Origin of the sequence: Microvirgula sp. AG722, assembly GCF_003269145.1 — a bacterium.
Classification (GTDB): Bacteria; Pseudomonadota; Gammaproteobacteria; order Burkholderiales; family Aquaspirillaceae; genus Microvirgula; species Microvirgula aerodenitrificans.
Genome location: NZ_QLTJ01000003.1, coordinates 220,839 through 237,003, shown reverse-complemented (window position 1 = coordinate 237,003; position 16,165 = coordinate 220,839). Strand labels below are relative to the sequence as shown.

The 16,165-nt window shown below is 65.5% G+C and carries 11 protein-coding genes; 5 read left to right on the top strand and 6 right to left on the bottom strand.

The features are described from left to right. Positions 1 to 116: 116 nt before the first annotated feature. Both DFO50_RS07155 and DFO50_RS07150 read left to right on the top strand, forming a co-directional pair. Positions 117 to 2,303, top strand: coding sequence for a patatin-like phospholipase family protein (locus DFO50_RS07155; protein ID WP_158537413.1), 2,187 nt, complete (start codon positions 117 to 119; stop codon positions 2,301 to 2,303). Between the two features lie 55 nt (positions 2,304 to 2,358). Further along, on the top strand, positions 2,359 to 2,721 hold the full coding sequence (locus tag DFO50_RS07150) for a hypothetical protein (protein WP_051528686.1): 363 nt from the start codon (positions 2,359 to 2,361) through the stop codon (positions 2,719 to 2,721). A gap of 61 nt (positions 2,722 to 2,782) precedes the next feature. Here the strand turns inward: DFO50_RS07150 and DFO50_RS07145 are convergent, their stop codons facing one another. The 3 genes from DFO50_RS07145 to DFO50_RS07135 form a co-directional block, all read right to left on the bottom strand. Continuing rightward, positions 2,783 to 3,805 carry a GlxA family transcriptional regulator gene (locus tag DFO50_RS07145; protein ID WP_084299850.1) on the bottom strand — a complete coding sequence of 341 codons (1,023 nt, stop codon included), beginning with the start codon at positions 3,803 to 3,805 and terminating at the stop codon, positions 2,783 to 2,785. 309 nt (positions 3,806 to 4,114) lie between these two features. Next, entirely contained in the window at positions 4,115 to 5,242 is a 1,128-nt protein-coding gene (locus DFO50_RS07140; protein ID WP_028498345.1) for a succinylglutamate desuccinylase/aspartoacylase family protein, read from the bottom strand. A 26-nt stretch (positions 5,243 to 5,268) separates the two neighbouring features. Beyond that, positions 5,269 to 6,033, bottom strand: coding sequence for an ABC transporter substrate-binding protein (locus DFO50_RS07135; protein ID WP_028498344.1), 765 nt, complete (start codon positions 6,031 to 6,033; stop codon positions 5,269 to 5,271). A 535-nt stretch (positions 6,034 to 6,568) separates the two neighbouring features. Between DFO50_RS07135 and DFO50_RS07130 the strand changes: the two genes are divergently transcribed. Beyond that, positions 6,569 to 11,362, top strand: coding sequence for an NAD-glutamate dehydrogenase (locus tag DFO50_RS07130; protein WP_028498343.1), 4,794 nt, complete (start codon positions 6,569 to 6,571; stop codon positions 11,360 to 11,362). A gap of 75 nt (positions 11,363 to 11,437) precedes the next feature. On the opposite strand, the gene DFO50_RS07125 is transcribed toward DFO50_RS07130, so the two are convergent. After that, positions 11,438 to 12,319: a LysR family transcriptional regulator gene (locus DFO50_RS07125; RefSeq protein WP_028498342.1), complete on the bottom strand. Its 882-nt coding sequence runs from the start codon at positions 12,317 to 12,319 to the stop codon at positions 11,438 to 11,440. Between the two features lie 115 nt (positions 12,320 to 12,434). On the opposite strand from DFO50_RS07125, the gene DFO50_RS07120 reads away from it, so the two are divergent. Together DFO50_RS07120 and DFO50_RS07115 are read left to right on the top strand one after the other, a co-directional pair. Further along, complete coding sequence (locus DFO50_RS07120; RefSeq protein WP_107888579.1) at positions 12,435 to 13,628, top strand: serine hydrolase; 1,194 nt, start codon at positions 12,435 to 12,437, stop codon at positions 13,626 to 13,628. Further along, on the top strand, positions 13,625 to 14,797 hold the full coding sequence (locus DFO50_RS07115; RefSeq protein WP_112692256.1) for an MFS transporter: 1,173 nt from the start codon (positions 13,625 to 13,627) through the stop codon (positions 14,795 to 14,797). The genes DFO50_RS07120 and DFO50_RS07115 overlap by 4 nt, the downstream gene beginning before the upstream one ends. On the opposite strand, the gene DFO50_RS07110 is transcribed toward DFO50_RS07115, so the two are convergent. Together DFO50_RS07110 and DFO50_RS07105 are read right to left on the bottom strand one after the other, a co-directional pair. Continuing rightward, on the bottom strand, positions 14,787 to 15,281 hold the full coding sequence (locus tag DFO50_RS07110; RefSeq protein ID WP_028498340.1) for a prolyl-tRNA synthetase associated domain-containing protein: 495 nt from the start codon (positions 15,279 to 15,281) through the stop codon (positions 14,787 to 14,789). The genes DFO50_RS07115 and DFO50_RS07110 overlap by 11 nt on opposite strands. A 22-nt stretch (positions 15,282 to 15,303) precedes the next feature. Beyond that, the gene (locus DFO50_RS07105; protein ID WP_028498339.1) at positions 15,304 to 15,984 is read right to left on the bottom strand and encodes a winged helix-turn-helix domain-containing protein; all 681 of its coding nucleotides are present in this window, start codon (positions 15,982 to 15,984) and stop codon (positions 15,304 to 15,306) included. Positions 15,985 to 16,165 lie beyond the last annotated feature (181 nt).

The following is a 16,165-nucleotide window of genomic DNA, read 5'->3' as shown; positions in this document are numbered from 1 at the left end:
CCCACCGCGGTCGTATCCACCCTTACTGGTTCTGCATGCCCTTGCCTACGCGTTTCTGCTGTTTCTTCGTTTCGCTTCTGATGGTCGTGGGCGGCTGGGGGCTTGCCGCGCCCGCCATGGCTGACGATGCGCCGCCGGCGACGGGGGCCGACAGCCGTCCCGCGCCGCCCCGGCCCCGGGTCGGGCTGGTGCTCGGCGGCGGCGGCGCGCGCGGCTTCGCCCACCTCGGCGTGATTGCCGAGCTGGAACGGATGCGCATCCCTGTCGACTGTATTTCCGGCGCGTCGGCCGGTGCGCTGATCGGCGGCTTCTATGCCAGCGGCCAGCCGATCGAGGCCCTGAAGAAAGCGTTCGCCGATGCCGACTGGGACGGCATGCTGGCCGGCAGCCCGAATCGGGCCGACGTGCCGTTCAGCGCCAAGCGAGACGACTTCGTCAACTATTTCAACATGCGCTTCGGTTTCAGCGACGGTCAGTTGCGGTTGCCGCGTGGCGCGATCAACTCGCAGGAAATCGACCTGTTCATCCGCTCGCTGGCGCGCGATGCGCGGGTGCCGGACTTCGGCAAGCTGCCGATTCCGTTCCAGGCCATGGCGACCGACCTGATCACCGGCCAGCCGGTCACCTTCAACAGTGGCGATCTGGCGACCGCGCTGCGGGCAAGCATGGCGGTGCCGGGACTGTTCGAGCCGGTCGACTACAAGGACACCCTGCTGGTCGACGGCGGTCTGGCGCGCCAGCTGCCGATCGAGAACCTGAAGAACCAGTGTGCCGACATCCTGATCGTGGTCGATGTCGGTACCCGCGCGCTGAAGAAGGATCAGATCCGCACCGTCTTCGACGTCATTGCCCAGAGTACCAATATCGGCGTGCAGCAGAATGTGGCGCAGCAGATGAAACTGCTCGATGCACGCGATATCGTCATCCGGCCCGATCTCGGCCAGTACACCAGCGCCGACTTCAGCGCCAGTCGCGAACTGGCCGAACTCGGTCAGCAGGCCATTGCCCGGCGCCGTGCCGATCTGGCCTGGCTGTCGGTCGGCGAGGACGAGTATTCGGCCTGGCAGCGCCATCGGGACGTGCCACTGACTCCGGTGATTGTCGACCACGTCAAGGTGCAGAAAACCCGGATCGCCAATCCGACCCTGCTGGCGGCCGATGTCGAACCGCTGGTTGGCAAACCGCTGGATACCGAAGCCTTTCATCACACCCTGCGCGCGCGTTATGCGACAGGCGACTACGAGCGGCTGAACTACAGCCTGATCGAGGACCAGGATGGCTCGACCACGCTGGACGTCCGGGCCGAGGACCGTGCCATTGCACCGAACGTGCTGCGCTTCGGCATGGGACTGGCCGGGGAAACCGAAGGCGATTCGACCTTCAACCTGTATTTTGGCCATACCCGGCGCTGGGTGAACGAGGCGGGGGGCGAGTGGCGCAACAGCATCGTGCTCGGCAAGGACAATGGCTTGCGCACGGAGTTCTACCAGCCGTTTGCCGCCGATTCGAACAACTTCGTGGCGGCCAGCATCGGTTATCACGATCGGCCGTATACGCTGTACACCGCCAACGGAGACAAGTCTGCCCAGTTCCGCCTGGCAGCGGCGCGGGCCACGGTCGAGTACGGCCGCTCGCTCGGCAACTACGGCGAAGTCCGTCTGGGCGTGGTGTCCGGCTACGACCGGGTCGAGCGCGACATTGGCGACCCGAATTTCATCGACCGGACCCGGCAGCGGATCGGCGGCCTGACCGCCAGTGCGGTGATCGACCAGTTCGACAATCCGCGCCTGCCACGCGACGGCTTCCTGGTGGCAGCATCCGCGTACAAGGGCGTGCCGGCGCTGGGCGCGAGCGAGGCCTCGCATTCGGCGCAGCTGCGGCTGGACAAGGCGTTCCTGTGGGACAAGGACACCGTGTTCCGCGCCACGCTGAAGGGCAGTTCGATTTCCGACCTGCAGGACCTGAAGAGCGACGATGCATTCTCGCTGGGGGGCTTTCTCAATCTGTCCGGTTACAAGAACGAGCAACTGGTTGGCGACCGTACCGCGCTGCTGCGGCTGATGGGCTACCGGCGGGTGGCGACGCTGCCCTCGGCGATCGGCACCGGCCTGTATCTGGGGGCGTCGCTGGAAGCGGGACGGGTGTGGGGCACGCCGGACGGGCTGACCCAGCGCAACCGCTGGATTCCGGCCGGTTCGGTGTTTGCCGTCGCCGACAGCCTGCTGGGGCCGTTCTTTATCGGCCTTGGCTATGCCGATGGGGGGCAGCTGACCGGCTACATGTACCTCGGTCTGGATTACTGAGCGGGCGGGGCGGATAATCGGCAGCCGCCCCCGTCATCCGGAAAAGGAGCCCCCGATGCCTTCCTGCTGCGACAAACCCGGCAACAACCGGGCCCGCTACTACGCACTTGCGGCCATTGTCATTGCCGTCGTGCTGCTGGTGGCGCTGCTGGCCGGTTGCGGCACCACCCGGCTGACCAGCGCCAACTATGACCAGATCCGTGACGGCATGAGCCGTGGCGAGGTGGCGGCAATCATCGGCGAGCCGTCGCAGATGGTCGGCGGCCAGTTCATGGGCGTCGACGGCGGCGGGGCAATGTGGCGCGAAGGCGATACTGCCGTGCTGGTCCAGTTCATGGATGACAAGGTGGTCGGCAAGCAGATGACCAGAGGCACCGCGACGCGCTTGCTGGGCGTCGGTGGCGATCTGCTGCAATAGGCCGGTCATGGATTGAAAAAAGCGCCCCGGGGCGCTTTTTTCAATCTCGGGGGCATGCGAATCAGGCTTCGGCGGCGTGCCGGCCCGGCAGTGCGCGCTGCGCGCGTTCCTCGCGCGGCGTGATGCCGAAATGGTTGCGGTAGGTGCTGGAGAAATGCGGGCCGCTGGAGAAGCCGCACGACAGGCCGATCTGCACGATCGACTTGCTGGTTTGCTGCAGCGACTGGCGGGCGCGGTTCAGCCGCAGCTCAAGGTAGTAGCGCGACGGCACGGTATTCAGATACTGCTTGAACAGCCGCTCGAGCTGGCGGCGCGACACGCCGACATAGAAGGCGATGTCATCGGTTGACAGCGGCTCCTCGATGTTGGCTTCCATCAGGCTGACGGCTTCGGTCAGTTTCGGCTGGCTGCCGCCGATGCGGGTAGCCAGCGGAATGCGCTGGCGTTCATTGCCGGGACGGATGCGTTCCAGGCTGAACAGCTCGGACAACTCGGCGGCGAACTCGTTGCCATGCTGCTGGCTGATCAGCGCCAGCATGAAATCCAGCGTCGCGGCACCACCGGCGCAGGTAGCGCGGCCACGGTCGATCTCGAACAGGTTCGAGCTGACGATCACATCGTCGAACGCTTCGGAGAAGCGGGCCATTTCCTGCCAGTGGATCGTGGCCCGGTAGCCGCTCAGCAGCCCGGCGCGCGCCATCCAGTAGGCACCGGTCTCGATGCCGGCCAGCAGCAGCGGTTCGTGGGCGAACGGCGACAGCGCCTGCGACAGCGCGTCGATGTCGACATCGACGGACAGGTCGTCGGAGAACAGGAAAATCCCGTCCAGCTTCGGCGCGGTCTTCGGTGTCAGGTCGACGGCCATCTGCACGCCGTTCGCTGCGCGTACCCGGTTGCCATCGAGCGACAGGGTCAGCATCTCGAACAACGGGCGCTTGGCCCGGTCATTGGCGCAGTCGAGCACATCGAGTGCCAGCGCATAGCTGGACAGCGAGAACTGCGGCAATAACAGGAAACCGTAGCGCCGGGTCGGCGGTGCGATGCTGTCGTGGGCGGAAGGGCGTTTGCGGAGCGGTGTCGGCACAGAGAGTTCAATGCGTGAGGTTGCTGACAACCCCTTCCCGCCAGTGGTCGGCGGGGCCTTCGCGGTGGCGAGGGCGGGGAGGCGAAGTCGTACGGGCTATTGCCCCGTCATGATTTATCGGCCGGGCCGGGTAAAACTTCGCCACCAGGCGTTGCCAACGCGCAGGAGGCACACGCCCCGGGTGGAGCGCACGCCGGGACGGGACGGGAATGTGCGGAGTGTAACCCGAAACGCGACGTCATGCCGGCACATCCGGTTGTGCATCGCAGCGCCTGCGCCCGCCTGCGCCGGCCCCCTGACCGGGGGTGGTCATGCGCTCAGCAACTTGCCGGTTCTGAAGGCTTCCGCGGTCGCAATCTTGGCGACCCACATGCCGGTGGTGGCGTAATGCCGCAGCTCGCGAACGTACAGCATGCCGGCACGCGGCGCGGTCAGCGTGCTGACCCGGCCTTCCAGCGGATCGATGATGTCGGCCACCGCGTCACCGGCGGCGACGGTCTCGCCGGCCGCACGATGAAAGGCGATCACGCCGGGATGCGGGGCGAGCAGGGGCTCCGAGCCGGCCAGCGGCGTGGCCGGATGGCGCAGCGCCGGCAGCGGCGGCGGCGTGCCGGCCACCAGACCGCGATGGGTCAGGAAGGCGATGATGGCGTCGGCGTCCTGCGCGGCCAGTGCGTGGTCGACGTAGTCCTGGCCGCGCAGCTCGACGGTAACCGCAAGGCAGGACAGCGGTATTGGCGTGGCTGGTGTCCGGGCGGCGACCCGTGTCTGCAGCTTCAGCCAGAAGCCGGAGCAGGCTTCGTCGAATGGCGAGTCGCCGGACTCGGTTGCCAGCAACTGTGCGCACGAGCCCAGATAGCGGGCCAGCGGCTCGCAGTCCGGCCACATCGGTGTCAGCGTGTACAGATGCAGGCCGGCGTTGAAATCGCAGTGCAGGTCGAGCACCACGTCGGCATCGGCTGCCAGCTGCATCAGCGTCAGCCGCAGGCTGTCCAGCTCGTTCTGCGGCGCGATCCGCGCCAGGGCCGCGGCCAGCGCTTCCCGCACCCGCCGCACGTTGGCGCCGGCATCGGCGCCGAGCCGGCCGGCGACGGCGTCATGGACCACGTCGGCGAGATCCGGATAGTAGCGGTTGAAGTTCTGGCCGGAGCCGAGTTCAAAGCGGCCGATCTGTACCCCGAGCAGGGTCTGGTCGAGGCCGACCGGATTGGCCATCGGCACCAGCGTCACTTCACCGCGCAGGCGGCCTTCCGCCTCCAGCGCGGTCAGCCGCTGGCGCAGGTGCCAGGCGGTCAGCATGCCGGGCAGTTCGTCGGCGTGCAGCGAAGCCTGGATATAAACCTTGCCCCCGGCGCCGGGGGCGCCGAAATGCAGGCTGGTCAGCTCGCGGCGGGTGCCGAGGCTGGGACTGGTCAGCGGGTGTCGTCTGGATTCCATGCGTGGCTCTCCGGTGTCGGCGCGGCTTACTTGCCGTATACGTCGAAGTTGAAGTAGCGGTCCTGGATTTTCCTGTAGGTACCATCGGCGCGGATCTGGTCAATGGCCTTGTTCAGGCGCTGCACCAGTACGGTGTTGCCTTTCTTCACGGCGATGCCGGCGCCGTCGCCGAAGTACCTGGGATCGTTGTACGACGGACCGACGAAGGCGAAGTTCTTTGCTTGCGGCCGTTTGAGGAAGTCGGTCTCGCCGACCACGCTGTCGACGAACACGCCGTCGATGCGGCCGGCAGTCAGGTCGAGGAAGGCTTCAGGCGCCTTGCCGTACGACACCACCGTCGCCCCGGCCTTGCCCCAGTAGTCGCGTGCGAATTTTTCCTGCGTCGAGGCGCGCAGCGTGCCGATCTTCTTGCCCCGGAATGCATTCTGGTCGACTTTGGTACCGATGCGGGCAACCATGCGTGCCGGGGTGCTGTAGTACTTGTGGCTGAAGTCGACCGCCTTCCGCCGCTCATCGGTAATCTGCATCGACGACAGGATGGCATCGAACTTGTTGGCGTTCAGTGCCGGGATCAGACCGTCCCAGTCCTGCGGCACGATCTGGCACTGGACCTTCATGGCCGTGCACAGCGCATAGGAGATGTCCACATCGAAGCCTTGCAGCTTGCCGTCCGCGCCCTGCTTGGCGAAAGGGGGATAATTGGCGTCGATGCCGAAGCGGAGGGTCTCGGCGCCGGCCGCGGTGGTGGCCAGCATCACGGCGGTGGCGAGGGCTGCGGTGAGTGTCTTCATCTCTGTCTCTCTTGTCTTGTCCCGGTCCGGCATGTCTTGTCGCATGCGCTGCCGGCTCCGGTCCTGCCCCGCCATGCTGACGGAAGCGGCCAGCGGATAGTGTCATGAGGATTTTACCCTCACAATGAAAAGTGGATCCGGGCGGGAAGTTCGGCGCAAAAAGGTCGCGGCAGGTGAAAAAACTGTTTTCCGGTCTGTTTGTTGGTTAATCATTGCCTGGATCGCGATAATTGACGAAGTTTCGTGTTTTCTTGTGTTTTTGCGCTGTAAATGTGTGTCGCCAGGGCGAAACTGGCGTTTTCGTCAGCGTCGCTTTCCGCCGGTTTTTGTCGGACAATCCTGCGCTCCGGCTGTAATGCAGCGTCGCAAAACCGAAATGAGTTGCCGCAACTGACGATTAGAATCCACAGGTTGTACGTCCGATGTCAGGGCGTGTCATGTCCCCGCATCCGCCGGCCGGTCACGGTCCGTGTGCGGGGTCATAAGACGCTCTCAGCAGCCTTCAACACAACGCTAAGGCGTTCAAGAGGAGATCATGTCTCTCAATAACAAGACCGAGTTGGCCCAGTTGATTGCGGCAATCGACGACGTAGCCCGTCAGTCGCTGTCCGCAGAGCAGGCCAAACGCATGGCGACGGTATTCCACGCGTACTACGAGGAAGCCGAAGCTGCCGATCTGAAGCGCTCGTCCGCGCAGGATCTGTTCGGCGCGGCGATGGCGCATATCGAATTCGCCCGCGTTCGCCAGCCCGGCACGCACAAGGCGCGCATCTACAACCCGGAGCTTGAACGCCACGGCTGGCAGTCGACCCACTCGGTGATCGAGATCGTCAATGACGACATGCCGTTCCTGATCGACTCGCTGGCGATGTTCCTGGCCCGCCACAACCTGGCGCTGCACGAACTGGTCCACCCGGTGCTGTCGGTCGGCCGCGATGCCGCCGGCGCCATTACCGAGATCCGCCGCACCGAAGACCGCACGCTGCCGCTGGAATCGTTCATCCATATCGAAATCGACCGCGTGACCGACGCGGCACTGCTGGACAGCCTGAACGCCGAACTGGCGCAGGTACTTGACGCGGTGCGTGCCGCCGTGGTCGACCAGCCGGCGATGCGCGAGCGTCTGGGCGAGCTGCAGACCGAACTGGCCGGCCGTCCCGGCGACGCTGAAGAAGCCGCCTTCCTGGAGTGGATGGCCGACAGCCACTTTGTGCTGATGGGCTATTGCGACTATGACCTCGTCGAACGTGATGGTCACGATGCACTGCGCATCGTCGCCGACAGCGGTCTGGGCATCCTGCGCAACCAGGGCGGCAAGCAGTTCTCCGGCAGCTTCGAGCAACTGCCGGAACAGATGAAGGCCCGTGCCCGCGATCCGCAGGCGCTGGTGCTGAACAAGTCGCAGTCGATTTCGCGCATCCACCGCGCAGCCCACCTCGACTACGTGGCGGTGAAGAAATTCGGCGCCGACGGCAGTGTGGTCGGCGAACGCCGCATTCTCGGCCTGTACACCGCCAGCGCCTACCACACGTCGCCGAAGGACATTCCGATCCTGCGGCACAAGATTGCCGAAGTGGTGCGGCTGTGCGACTTCGTCGATGACAGCTACAAGGCCAAGACGCTGAACTTCGTGCTGGAAACCTATCCGCGCGACGAACTGTTCGAAATCCCGACCGATGCACTGCTGACCATCGCCCAGGGCCTGGTCAACCTGCAGGAACGCCCGCGCGTCCGCCTGTTCGCGCGTACCGACATCTACCACCGCTACGTCAGCTGCCTGGTGTTCATCCCGCGCGACAGCTTCAATACCGAACTGCGGGTCAGGGTCGAGAAAATCCTGCTCGACGCCTTCAACGGCAAGTCGTGCGAGTTCTCGGTCTCGGTGGCCGATGCCAACCTGGCGCGCGTGCACTACATCGTCAATATCCAGGACGCGTCGCTGCCGGAATACGACGTCGACGACATCGAAGCGGAAATCGCCCGTGTCGCACGCGGCTGGGTCGATGAGCTGCATCAGCAACTGATCGAGCAGCGCGGCGAGGAAGACGGCAACCGGCTGCAGAACCTGTACAAGGCTGCGTTCCCGCTTGCCTATCGCGATGAGTTTGCACCGCGCAATGCCGTGACCGACATCGCCCGCCTCGACGCGCTGACCAGCGAGCGTCCGATCGCGTTCAAGCTCTACCGCCCGCTGTCGCGGCTTGGCAGCGGCTGGCACCTGAAGGTGTTCCGCTTCGGTTCGCCGGTCAGCCTGTCGCAGAGCATGCCGATCCTGGAAAACCTCGGCGTCAAGGTGCAGGACGAACGCCCGTACCGGGTCAACCGCGCCGACGGCATCGACCTGTGGCTGAATGATTTCGGCCTCGACGTCGCCGCCGAAGCGCTGGAAGACGACGCCACCCGCGAAAACCTGCAGAACGTGCTGATGGCCATCTCGCGCGGGCTGCTGGAAAGCGACGGTTTCAACCGCCTGGCGCTGGTTGCCGGGCTCGACTGGCGCGAGATCGCGCTGGTCCGCGCGCTGGCCAAGTACCTGCGCCAGGCCGGTCTGACCTTCAGCCAGCAGTATGTCGAACAGTGCGTGGCTGGCTATCCGGCCATCACCACCCGTCTGGTCGCGCTGTTCCACGCACGGCAGAATCCGGCCCGCGCCAGCGCCGAAGAGGCGGAACGGCTGCTGGGCGAGATCCGCGATGCACTGGCCAATGTGGCCAACCTCGACGAGGACCGCATCCTCAACGGTCTGCTGACGGTCATTCTCGCCATTCGCCGCTCGAACTACTTCCAGACTGCCCGCGACGGCCAGCCGAAGGCCTACATGTCGTTCAAGCTCGAATCCGGTGCGATCCCGTTCCTGCCGGACCCGAAGCCGCTGTACGAGATCTGGGTTTACGGCACCCGCGTCGAGGGTGTGCACCTGCGCGGCTCCAAGGTCGCCCGCGGTGGCCTGCGCTGGTCCGACCGCATGGAAGACTTCCGTACCGAAGTGCTGGGTCTGGTCAAGGCGCAGATGGTCAAGAACTCGGTCATCGTGCCGCAGGGCTCGAAGGGCGGTTTCGTCTGCAAGCAGCTGCCGCCGTCGACCGACCGCGAAGCCTGGCTGGCTGAAGGCATCGCCTGCTACAAGACCTTCATTTCCGGCCTGCTCGACATTACCGACAACCTGGTGACCGGCAAGGTCGTGCCGCCGGCCGACGTGGTGCGGCTGGATGCCGACGATCCGTACCTGGTGGTAGCGGCCGACAAGGGCACGGCAACGTTCTCCGACATTGCCAACGGCGTGTCGGCCGAATACGGCTTCTGGCTCGACGACGCGTTCGCGTCCGGCGGCTCGGCCGGCTACGACCACAAGAAGATGGGCATCACCGCCCGTGGTGCATGGGAGTCGGTCAAGCGCCACTTCCGCCACCTGGGCCGCGATATCCAGAACGAGGACTTTACCGTCATCGGTATTGGCGACATGTCCGGCGACGTGTTCGGCAACGGCATGCTGCTGTCCGAACATATCCGGCTGATCGCCGCGTTCGACCATCGCCATGTGTTCCTCGACCCGAACCCGGATGCTGCTGCCTCGTTCGCCGAGCGCGCACGGCTGTTCAATCTGCCGCGTTCGAGCTGGGCCGACTACAACGCGGCGCTGATTTCGCAGGGCGGCGGCATCTACCCGCGCAGCGCCAAGTCGATCGAGCTGACGCCTGAGGTCAGGGCGTGGCTGAAGACCGAGCGCACCAGCATGGCACCGACCGAGCTGATCCACGAGATCCTCAAGGCGGAAGCCGACCTGCTGTACAACGGCGGTATCGGGACCTACATCAAGGCCAGCAGTGAAAGCCATGCCGATGCGCGTGACCGCGCCAGCGACGGCCTGCGCGTCGACGGCTGCGACCTGAATGTGCGCGTGGTCGGCGAGGGCGGCAACCTGGGCGCGACCCAGCGTGGCCGCATCGAGTTCGCGCGCAAGGGCGGGTTGATCTGCACCGACGCCATCGACAATTCGGCGGGTGTCGACTGCTCCGACCATGAGGTCAACATCAAGATCCTGCTGGGTTCGGTGATCCAGGCCGGCGACATGACGCTGAAGCAGCGCAATGACCTGCTGGCGGAAATGACCGACGAAGTCGGCCAGCTGGTGCTGCGCAACAACTACCTGCAGACGCAGATCCTGGCGATCAACCGCGCCAACAGCCTGGGCATGCTGAATGCGCAGCAGCGCATGATCGGCCATCTGGAAAAGACCGGCGAACTGAAGCGCCAGATCGAGTTCCTGCCGAACGACGACGAGATCAACGAGCGCCGCCTGGCCAAGCAGGGGCTGACCAGCCCGGAAGTGGCCGTGCTGCTCGCCTACAGCAAGATCTCGCTCGACAAGGCGCTGCTGGCCAGCGACCTGCCGGATGGCGCCGACTTCGAACCGGTGCTGGTCGACTACTTCCCGCACCCGCTGCAGCAGCGCTTCGGCGAAGCGATGAAGTCGCACCACCTGCGGCGCGAAATCATCGCCAACCAGCTGGCCAACCGGGTAGTGAACCGGATGGGGGCGACCTTCGCCTTCCGCATGCAGGAAGAAACCAACCTGCCGGCGGCCGATATCGCCCGCGCGTTCTGGGCTGCCGACCACATTTTCGGTGCCGAAAGCCTGTGGCGTGCGATCGAGGCGCTGGACAACCGGGCACCGGCCGACCTGCAGGTCGAACTGATGGTCGAGATCCGCACGCTGATCGAGCGTGCCTGCCGCTGGCTGCTGCGCAATCGCAAGAACTACAGCGGTGTGGCCGATGCGGTGGCCCAGTTCCACGATGGCGCGCAGACCCTGCTCGCCGCCTTGCCGGACCTGGTGCCGACGACGCTGAACACCCGCGTTGCCAGCCGCCAGCTGGCCTGGATCGAGGCTGGCGTACCGGAAAGCCTGGCACTGACGCTGGCGCGGCTGGAATTCGTTCCGGCGTTCTTCGACATCATCGAACTGGCCCGCGCCAGCGGCGTCGAACTGGTGGTGGCTGCGCGTACCTACTATGCGCTCGGTCGCGAACTGGAACTCGACTGGCTGAGCCAGGCCGTGACGCGCCTGCCGCGCGACAACCGCTGGCAGTCGCTGGCCCGTACCGCCCTGCGCGACGACCTGTATCGTCTGCATCGCGAACTGGCCAGCACGGCGCTGGCGTGCCCGGCATGCGGTGCCGACGACTACGCGTCCAGCTGGCTGTCCGGCCGTGACGGCGCGCTGGTCGCCGTGCGCCAGACCCAGGCCGAGCTGAAGGGCTACGGTCAGCTGGATCTGGCCATGCTGTCCGCCGGCATGCGCGAGATCGCCAATCAGCTGATGGCGTAATCGACCCGCTGCGTTGCAGAAACGGAAAACCCCCTGCCGTATCCGGCAGGGGGTTTTTGTCTGTGCAATGCCGGCTTATGCGAAAACCCGCTCGCAAAGAAAATCAATGAATACCCGCAGCTTTGGCGATGCCTGTCGGCCCGACGGCCACAACAGCCGGAAGCTGCCGCTGTGGTCGACATGCTCGTCGAGCACGCTTTGCAGCCTGCCGTCGGCCAGCGCCTCGCGGATGGCGAAGTCGGGCAGGCAAGTGATGCCGAGCCCGCGCAGGGCGAAGCACAGCCGGGTCTCGATGTTGTTGCAGATCATGGATGTCGGCAGCACCGGCGCCACGGCGTCGCCACCGATGAACGGCCAGGCTTCGAGCTTGCCGGAGTTCGGAAAGCGGTAGTGCAGGCAGCGGTGGCGGACCAGGTCGGCAGGGCTCAGGGGCTGGCCGTGACGGGCAAAATACGCCGGTGAAGCGACCAGTTGCAGCCGGTAGTGGCCCAGCAGGCGGGACGACAGCCGCGAGTCGGTGGGCTCGCCGGTTCGCACCACGGCATCGAAGCCTTCGTCGATCACGTCCACCATCCGGTCGGTGAAATCGAGGTCGAGCTCGATCTCGGGATAGTGATGCATGAAGTCGGCCAGCACCGGCAGCACTAGCGAACTGACCAGTGGCAGGCTGACGCGCAGGCGCCCGCGCGGCGCGGCGGCGCTGTGCGACAGCTCCAGTTCGGCGGCTTCCAGCTCGGCCAGAATGCGCCGGCTGCGCGCCAGGAACAGCGTGCCTTCCGCTGTCAGCGTGATGCTGCGCGTGCTGCGATGAAACAGGCGCACCCCGAGTTTGTCCTCCAGCCGCGCCACGCTCTTGCCTACGGCCGAGGCCGACACGCCAAGCTGGCGGCCGGCCGCGACAAAGCTGCGCGTGTCGGCCACCTGCACAAACACGGTGACCCCGTTCAGGCTATCCATGCCTCACCCCTTTATTGCGGACATAAAGTTCCGTATATCCAGGAACACTAGCCTACTTTTTCTTTAGTCTGGCGGCTTTCATCATCGGCATTCCACTCATTGCCGAGGTTTCTCCATGCTCCCTCCGTCTGTTCCCCTGCCGGGCAGCCTGTCCACCCGCATCGATCACGTCATTGACCAGGCCCTGCGCGAGCAGCGGCTGGTCGGGGCCGTGGTTCTGGTCGCGCAGGATGGCCAGTTGCGCCATCAGCGCGCCGCCGGTCTGGCCGATCGCGAGGCCGGCCGGCCGATGTCTGCGGACACGCTGTTCCGGCTGGCCTCGGTGTCCAAGCCGATTGTCAGCGCTGCGGCGATGGTGCTGGTGGCACAGCAGCGGCTGACGCTGGATGCGCCCATCACCTGCTGGCTGCCCGATTTTCAGCCCCGGCTGGCCGATGGCACGCCGGCGCAAATCACGCCACGCCAGTTGCTGAGCCATACCGCCGGTCTCGGCTATCGCTTCCTTGAAGCCGATTGCGATGGGCCATATGCCCGTGCCGGCATCTCCGACGGCATGGATCGGTCCGGCATCACGCTGGCAGAGAACCTGCGCCGGCTGGCCGGTGTGCCACTGGCTTATGTGCCGGGCAGCAGCTGGGGCTATTCGCTGGCGACCGACGTGCTTGGCGCACTGATCGAACGGATCTGCGCCATGCCGCTGGCACAGGCGGTACGGGCGCTGGTGACTGTCCCGCTGGGGATGGACGACACCGACTTTCATGCCGTCGACGCCGGACGGCTGGCGGCGGCCTATGTCAGCGACACGCCGGTGCCGAGGCGCATGCGGGAGCTGGATATCGTGCCTGCTTTCGAGGATACGGCCGGCATCCGCTTCCAGCCGGCACGAGCGGTCGACCGCGATGCCTATCCGTCTGCCGGGGCCGGCATGGTCGGCAGCGCCGGCAACCTGCTGCGGCTGCTGGAAGTGCTGCGCCAGGGCGGGGCGCCCTTGCTGCCTGCTGCGCAGGTGGACGAAATGGGCCGCAACCAGACCGGCGAGCTGGCGCTGGCCAATGCGCCGGGTTTCGGCTTCGGGCTCGGTTTCTCCGTACTGCGCGATCCGCTGCTGGCCGCCTCGCCGGAGTCTCCCGGCACCTGGCGCTGGGGCGGGGCCTATGGTCATTCCTGGTTTGTCGACCGCCAGTGCGGGCTGAGTGTGGTCGCGTTCACCAACACGCTGTACGAGGGCATGTCCGGCCGCTTTGTCACTGAATTGCGCGACGCGGTCTATGCCGGAGGGGACGCGGCAGCGTCCGGCAAGCAGCCATGAACGCCGCCCGCCCGCTGTTCTTTATTGCGCTGGGGCTGTTCGGTCTGTACGCCGTGGAATTCGGCGTGGTCGGCATCCTGCCGCTGATCGTCGATCGTTTTGGCATCACGGTGGCCCGGGCCGGCTGGCTGGTGGCGTTGTTCGCACTGATCGTGGCCGTGTGCGGACCGTTCATGGTGCTGTGGCTGTCGCGATTCGACCGTCGCCGGGTCCTGGCGGGATCGCTGTTCGTGTTTGCCGCGTGCAGTGCGCTGTCGGCCTGGGCGGCGGATTTCGTCACGCTGATGCTGCTGCGCATCGTGCCGGCGCTGCTGCACCCGGTATTCTTCGCGCAGGCCTTTGCCGCCGCCGTGGCGCTGTATCCGCCATCGCGGGCCACCCACGCCACCACCATGGCCTTTGTCGGCACCAGCATGGGGCTGGTGCTGGGGGTACCGCTTGCGGCCTGGATCGGCACGCGTTTCTCCTGGGAGGCGTCGTTCCTGTTCTGTGCGCTGGTCAACGGCGTGGCGGGGGCCGGTCTGCTGCTGATGCTGCCGGCAGGGGCGCCGGGGAGCCGATCCGCCGCCGGGCGGTCATCGGCGGTCCTGCGCAAACCCGCACTGTGGCTCAACATCCTGTCCACCGTGCTGGTGTTTGCGACGATGTTTTCCGTCTACAGCTATGCGGCGGAATACCTGGCCCGCGTGACCGGTCTGGGCGGCGAGGCAATCAGCGTCCTGCTGGTGGTGTTCGGCGTTGGCGGCGTAGCCGGCAACCTGCTGGCCGGTCGCCTGCTCGGGCGAAACCTGGTGCGAACGGCCGTGCTGTATCCGCTGGCACTGGGCGGGGCCTATCTGGTCCTGTTCACCCTGGGCTCGCCCTCGCTGGTGGCGATGGTCGTCATCTGCCTGCTGTGGGGCGCCGTGCACACCAGCGGCCTGGTGGTCAGCCAGGTGTGGCTGACCAGCGCGGCGCCGGAGGCGCCGGCCTTTGCCACCAGCCTGTACATTTCAGCCGCCAATCTGGGGGTGATGCTCGGCTCGGCGGTGGGCGGCGGCTTTATCAGTGCGAACGGCATGCAGGGCGCGCTGTGGAGCGGCTGGCTGTTCGCCGCACTGGCCTTGCTGTCGATGCTGCTGAAAGTCCGGCTGTTCGATCGCCGGCCGGACGGGCTGCTCAGGCACTGACGCGGCGTGGGACATGGCCGGTATGGTCGATAAAACGCAGGAAATCGGCGTAGGACAGGCAGACGGTCGAGTCGTTGACCAGCGGGTGGAAACCGACCAGCTTGTCAGGGTCCAGTCCGTCGTCGAGCAGCAGCTCGACGGCCTGTTCGCCATCGTTGATCAGGCCGAACGGCGTGACCGAGCCCGGCTTGACGCCCAGGAACTGTTCCAGCCGTTCACTGGAGGCAAAGCCGAGCCGGTTGACGTCGATCTGCGCCGCAAGCCGTTCGAGGTCGACAGTCTTGTAGGCGCCGACCACCAGCAGGAAATAGCGCTTGCCCTTGCGATCGCGCAGAAACAGGTTCTTGATGCCCTGGCCCGGCAGCGAGATGCCGGCTTGGTCAAAGTCGGCAATGCGGTCGAGAGCCGGGTGTTCGATGCGCTGAAACGGGATACGCAGGGTATCAAGCAGCGCATACAGGTCGGATTCGGTATGCGGAGTCATGTGGCCAGTGTAAGCCCCCCGCTCAGCGCGGTGAAGCCCCGGCCGGTTCGAGCAGGTAGCCGATGCCGCGCAGGGTCAGGATCGAGGCGCCACTGTCGGCGAGTTTCTTGCGCAAGCGATGCACGTACAGCTCGATGGTTTCGACATTGGCCTCTTCGTCCAGCCCGAAGACCTGATTGAACAGCTGGTCCTTGCTGACCGGCCGCCCGCTTTTCTGCATCAGGATTTCCAGCACGGCCTGCTCGCGCCGGGGCAGGTACAGCGGTGCCTCGTCAAGCTGGAACAACCGCGATGTGGTGTCCAGCGTCAGCGACCCGCAGGCCAGAACCCTGGCATTGCCGGCATGGGCACGGCGCAGCAGGGCGCGCAGTCGCGCCCCGAACTCGTCCAGGGCAAACGGGCGGCTCAGGCAGTCGTCGGCGCCAAGATCGAGCATGCGCGCCCGGTCGCCGGGCTGCTCGCCGCTGACCAGCATCAGGACCGGCAGCCGCTGGCCTCGCGCGCGCAGACGGGACAGTACGGCCTGGCCATCCATGCGCGGCAGGGCGAGGTCGAGAATGGCCAGCGCGTAGTCCTCGCTGGCCAGCGCAATGTCCGTAATTGCGCCATCGTCGATGACGTCGACGGCATGACCGGCATGCCGCAGCGGTCCGGCCAGCCGGTCCGGGCATGGGGAAAAGGGCTCTGCCAGCAGAATGCGCATTCGGGGTCCGCAGGGGGGAAGAAAGACGGCATTTCGCCATCGCCAGACTCCGGTTTTACCCACTTCCCATCGACAGGTAAATGCGGGTCTTGATGAAAGTTTGACGAAAGCTTTTGCCAATTAGCATGCAGGTTCCTTGTTTGAAAGTTGCTGAAATTAATAGTGTTTTTTAGAAAACCAA

Excerpts from the sequence above, each read along its gene's own strand:
- DFO50_RS07155 (WP_158537413.1), top strand. The coding sequence starts at position 117 with ATGGCTGACGATGCGCCGCCGGCGACGGGGGCCGACAGCCGTCCCGCG.
- DFO50_RS07150 (WP_051528686.1), top strand. The coding sequence starts at position 2,359 with ATGCCTTCCTGCTGCGACAAACCCGGCAACAACCGGGCCCGCTACTAC.
- DFO50_RS07140 (WP_028498345.1), bottom strand. The coding sequence starts at position 5,242 with ATGGAATCCAGACGACACCCGCTGACCAGTCCCAGCCTCGGCACCCGC.
- DFO50_RS07135 (WP_028498344.1), bottom strand. The coding sequence starts at position 6,033 with ATGAAGACACTCACCGCAGCCCTCGCCACCGCCGTGATGCTGGCCACC.
- DFO50_RS07130 (WP_028498343.1), top strand. The coding sequence starts at position 6,569 with ATGTCTCTCAATAACAAGACCGAGTTGGCCCAGTTGATTGCGGCAATC.
- DFO50_RS07125 (WP_028498342.1), bottom strand. The coding sequence starts at position 12,319 with ATGGATAGCCTGAACGGGGTCACCGTGTTTGTGCAGGTGGCCGACACG.
- DFO50_RS07120 (WP_107888579.1), top strand. The coding sequence starts at position 12,435 with ATGCTCCCTCCGTCTGTTCCCCTGCCGGGCAGCCTGTCCACCCGCATC.
- DFO50_RS07115 (WP_112692256.1), top strand. The coding sequence starts at position 13,625 with ATGAACGCCGCCCGCCCGCTGTTCTTTATTGCGCTGGGGCTGTTCGGT.
- DFO50_RS07110 (WP_028498340.1), bottom strand. The coding sequence starts at position 15,281 with ATGACTCCGCATACCGAATCCGACCTGTATGCGCTGCTTGATACCCTG.
- DFO50_RS07105 (WP_028498339.1), bottom strand. The coding sequence starts at position 15,984 with ATGCGCATTCTGCTGGCAGAGCCCTTTTCCCCATGCCCGGACCGGCTG.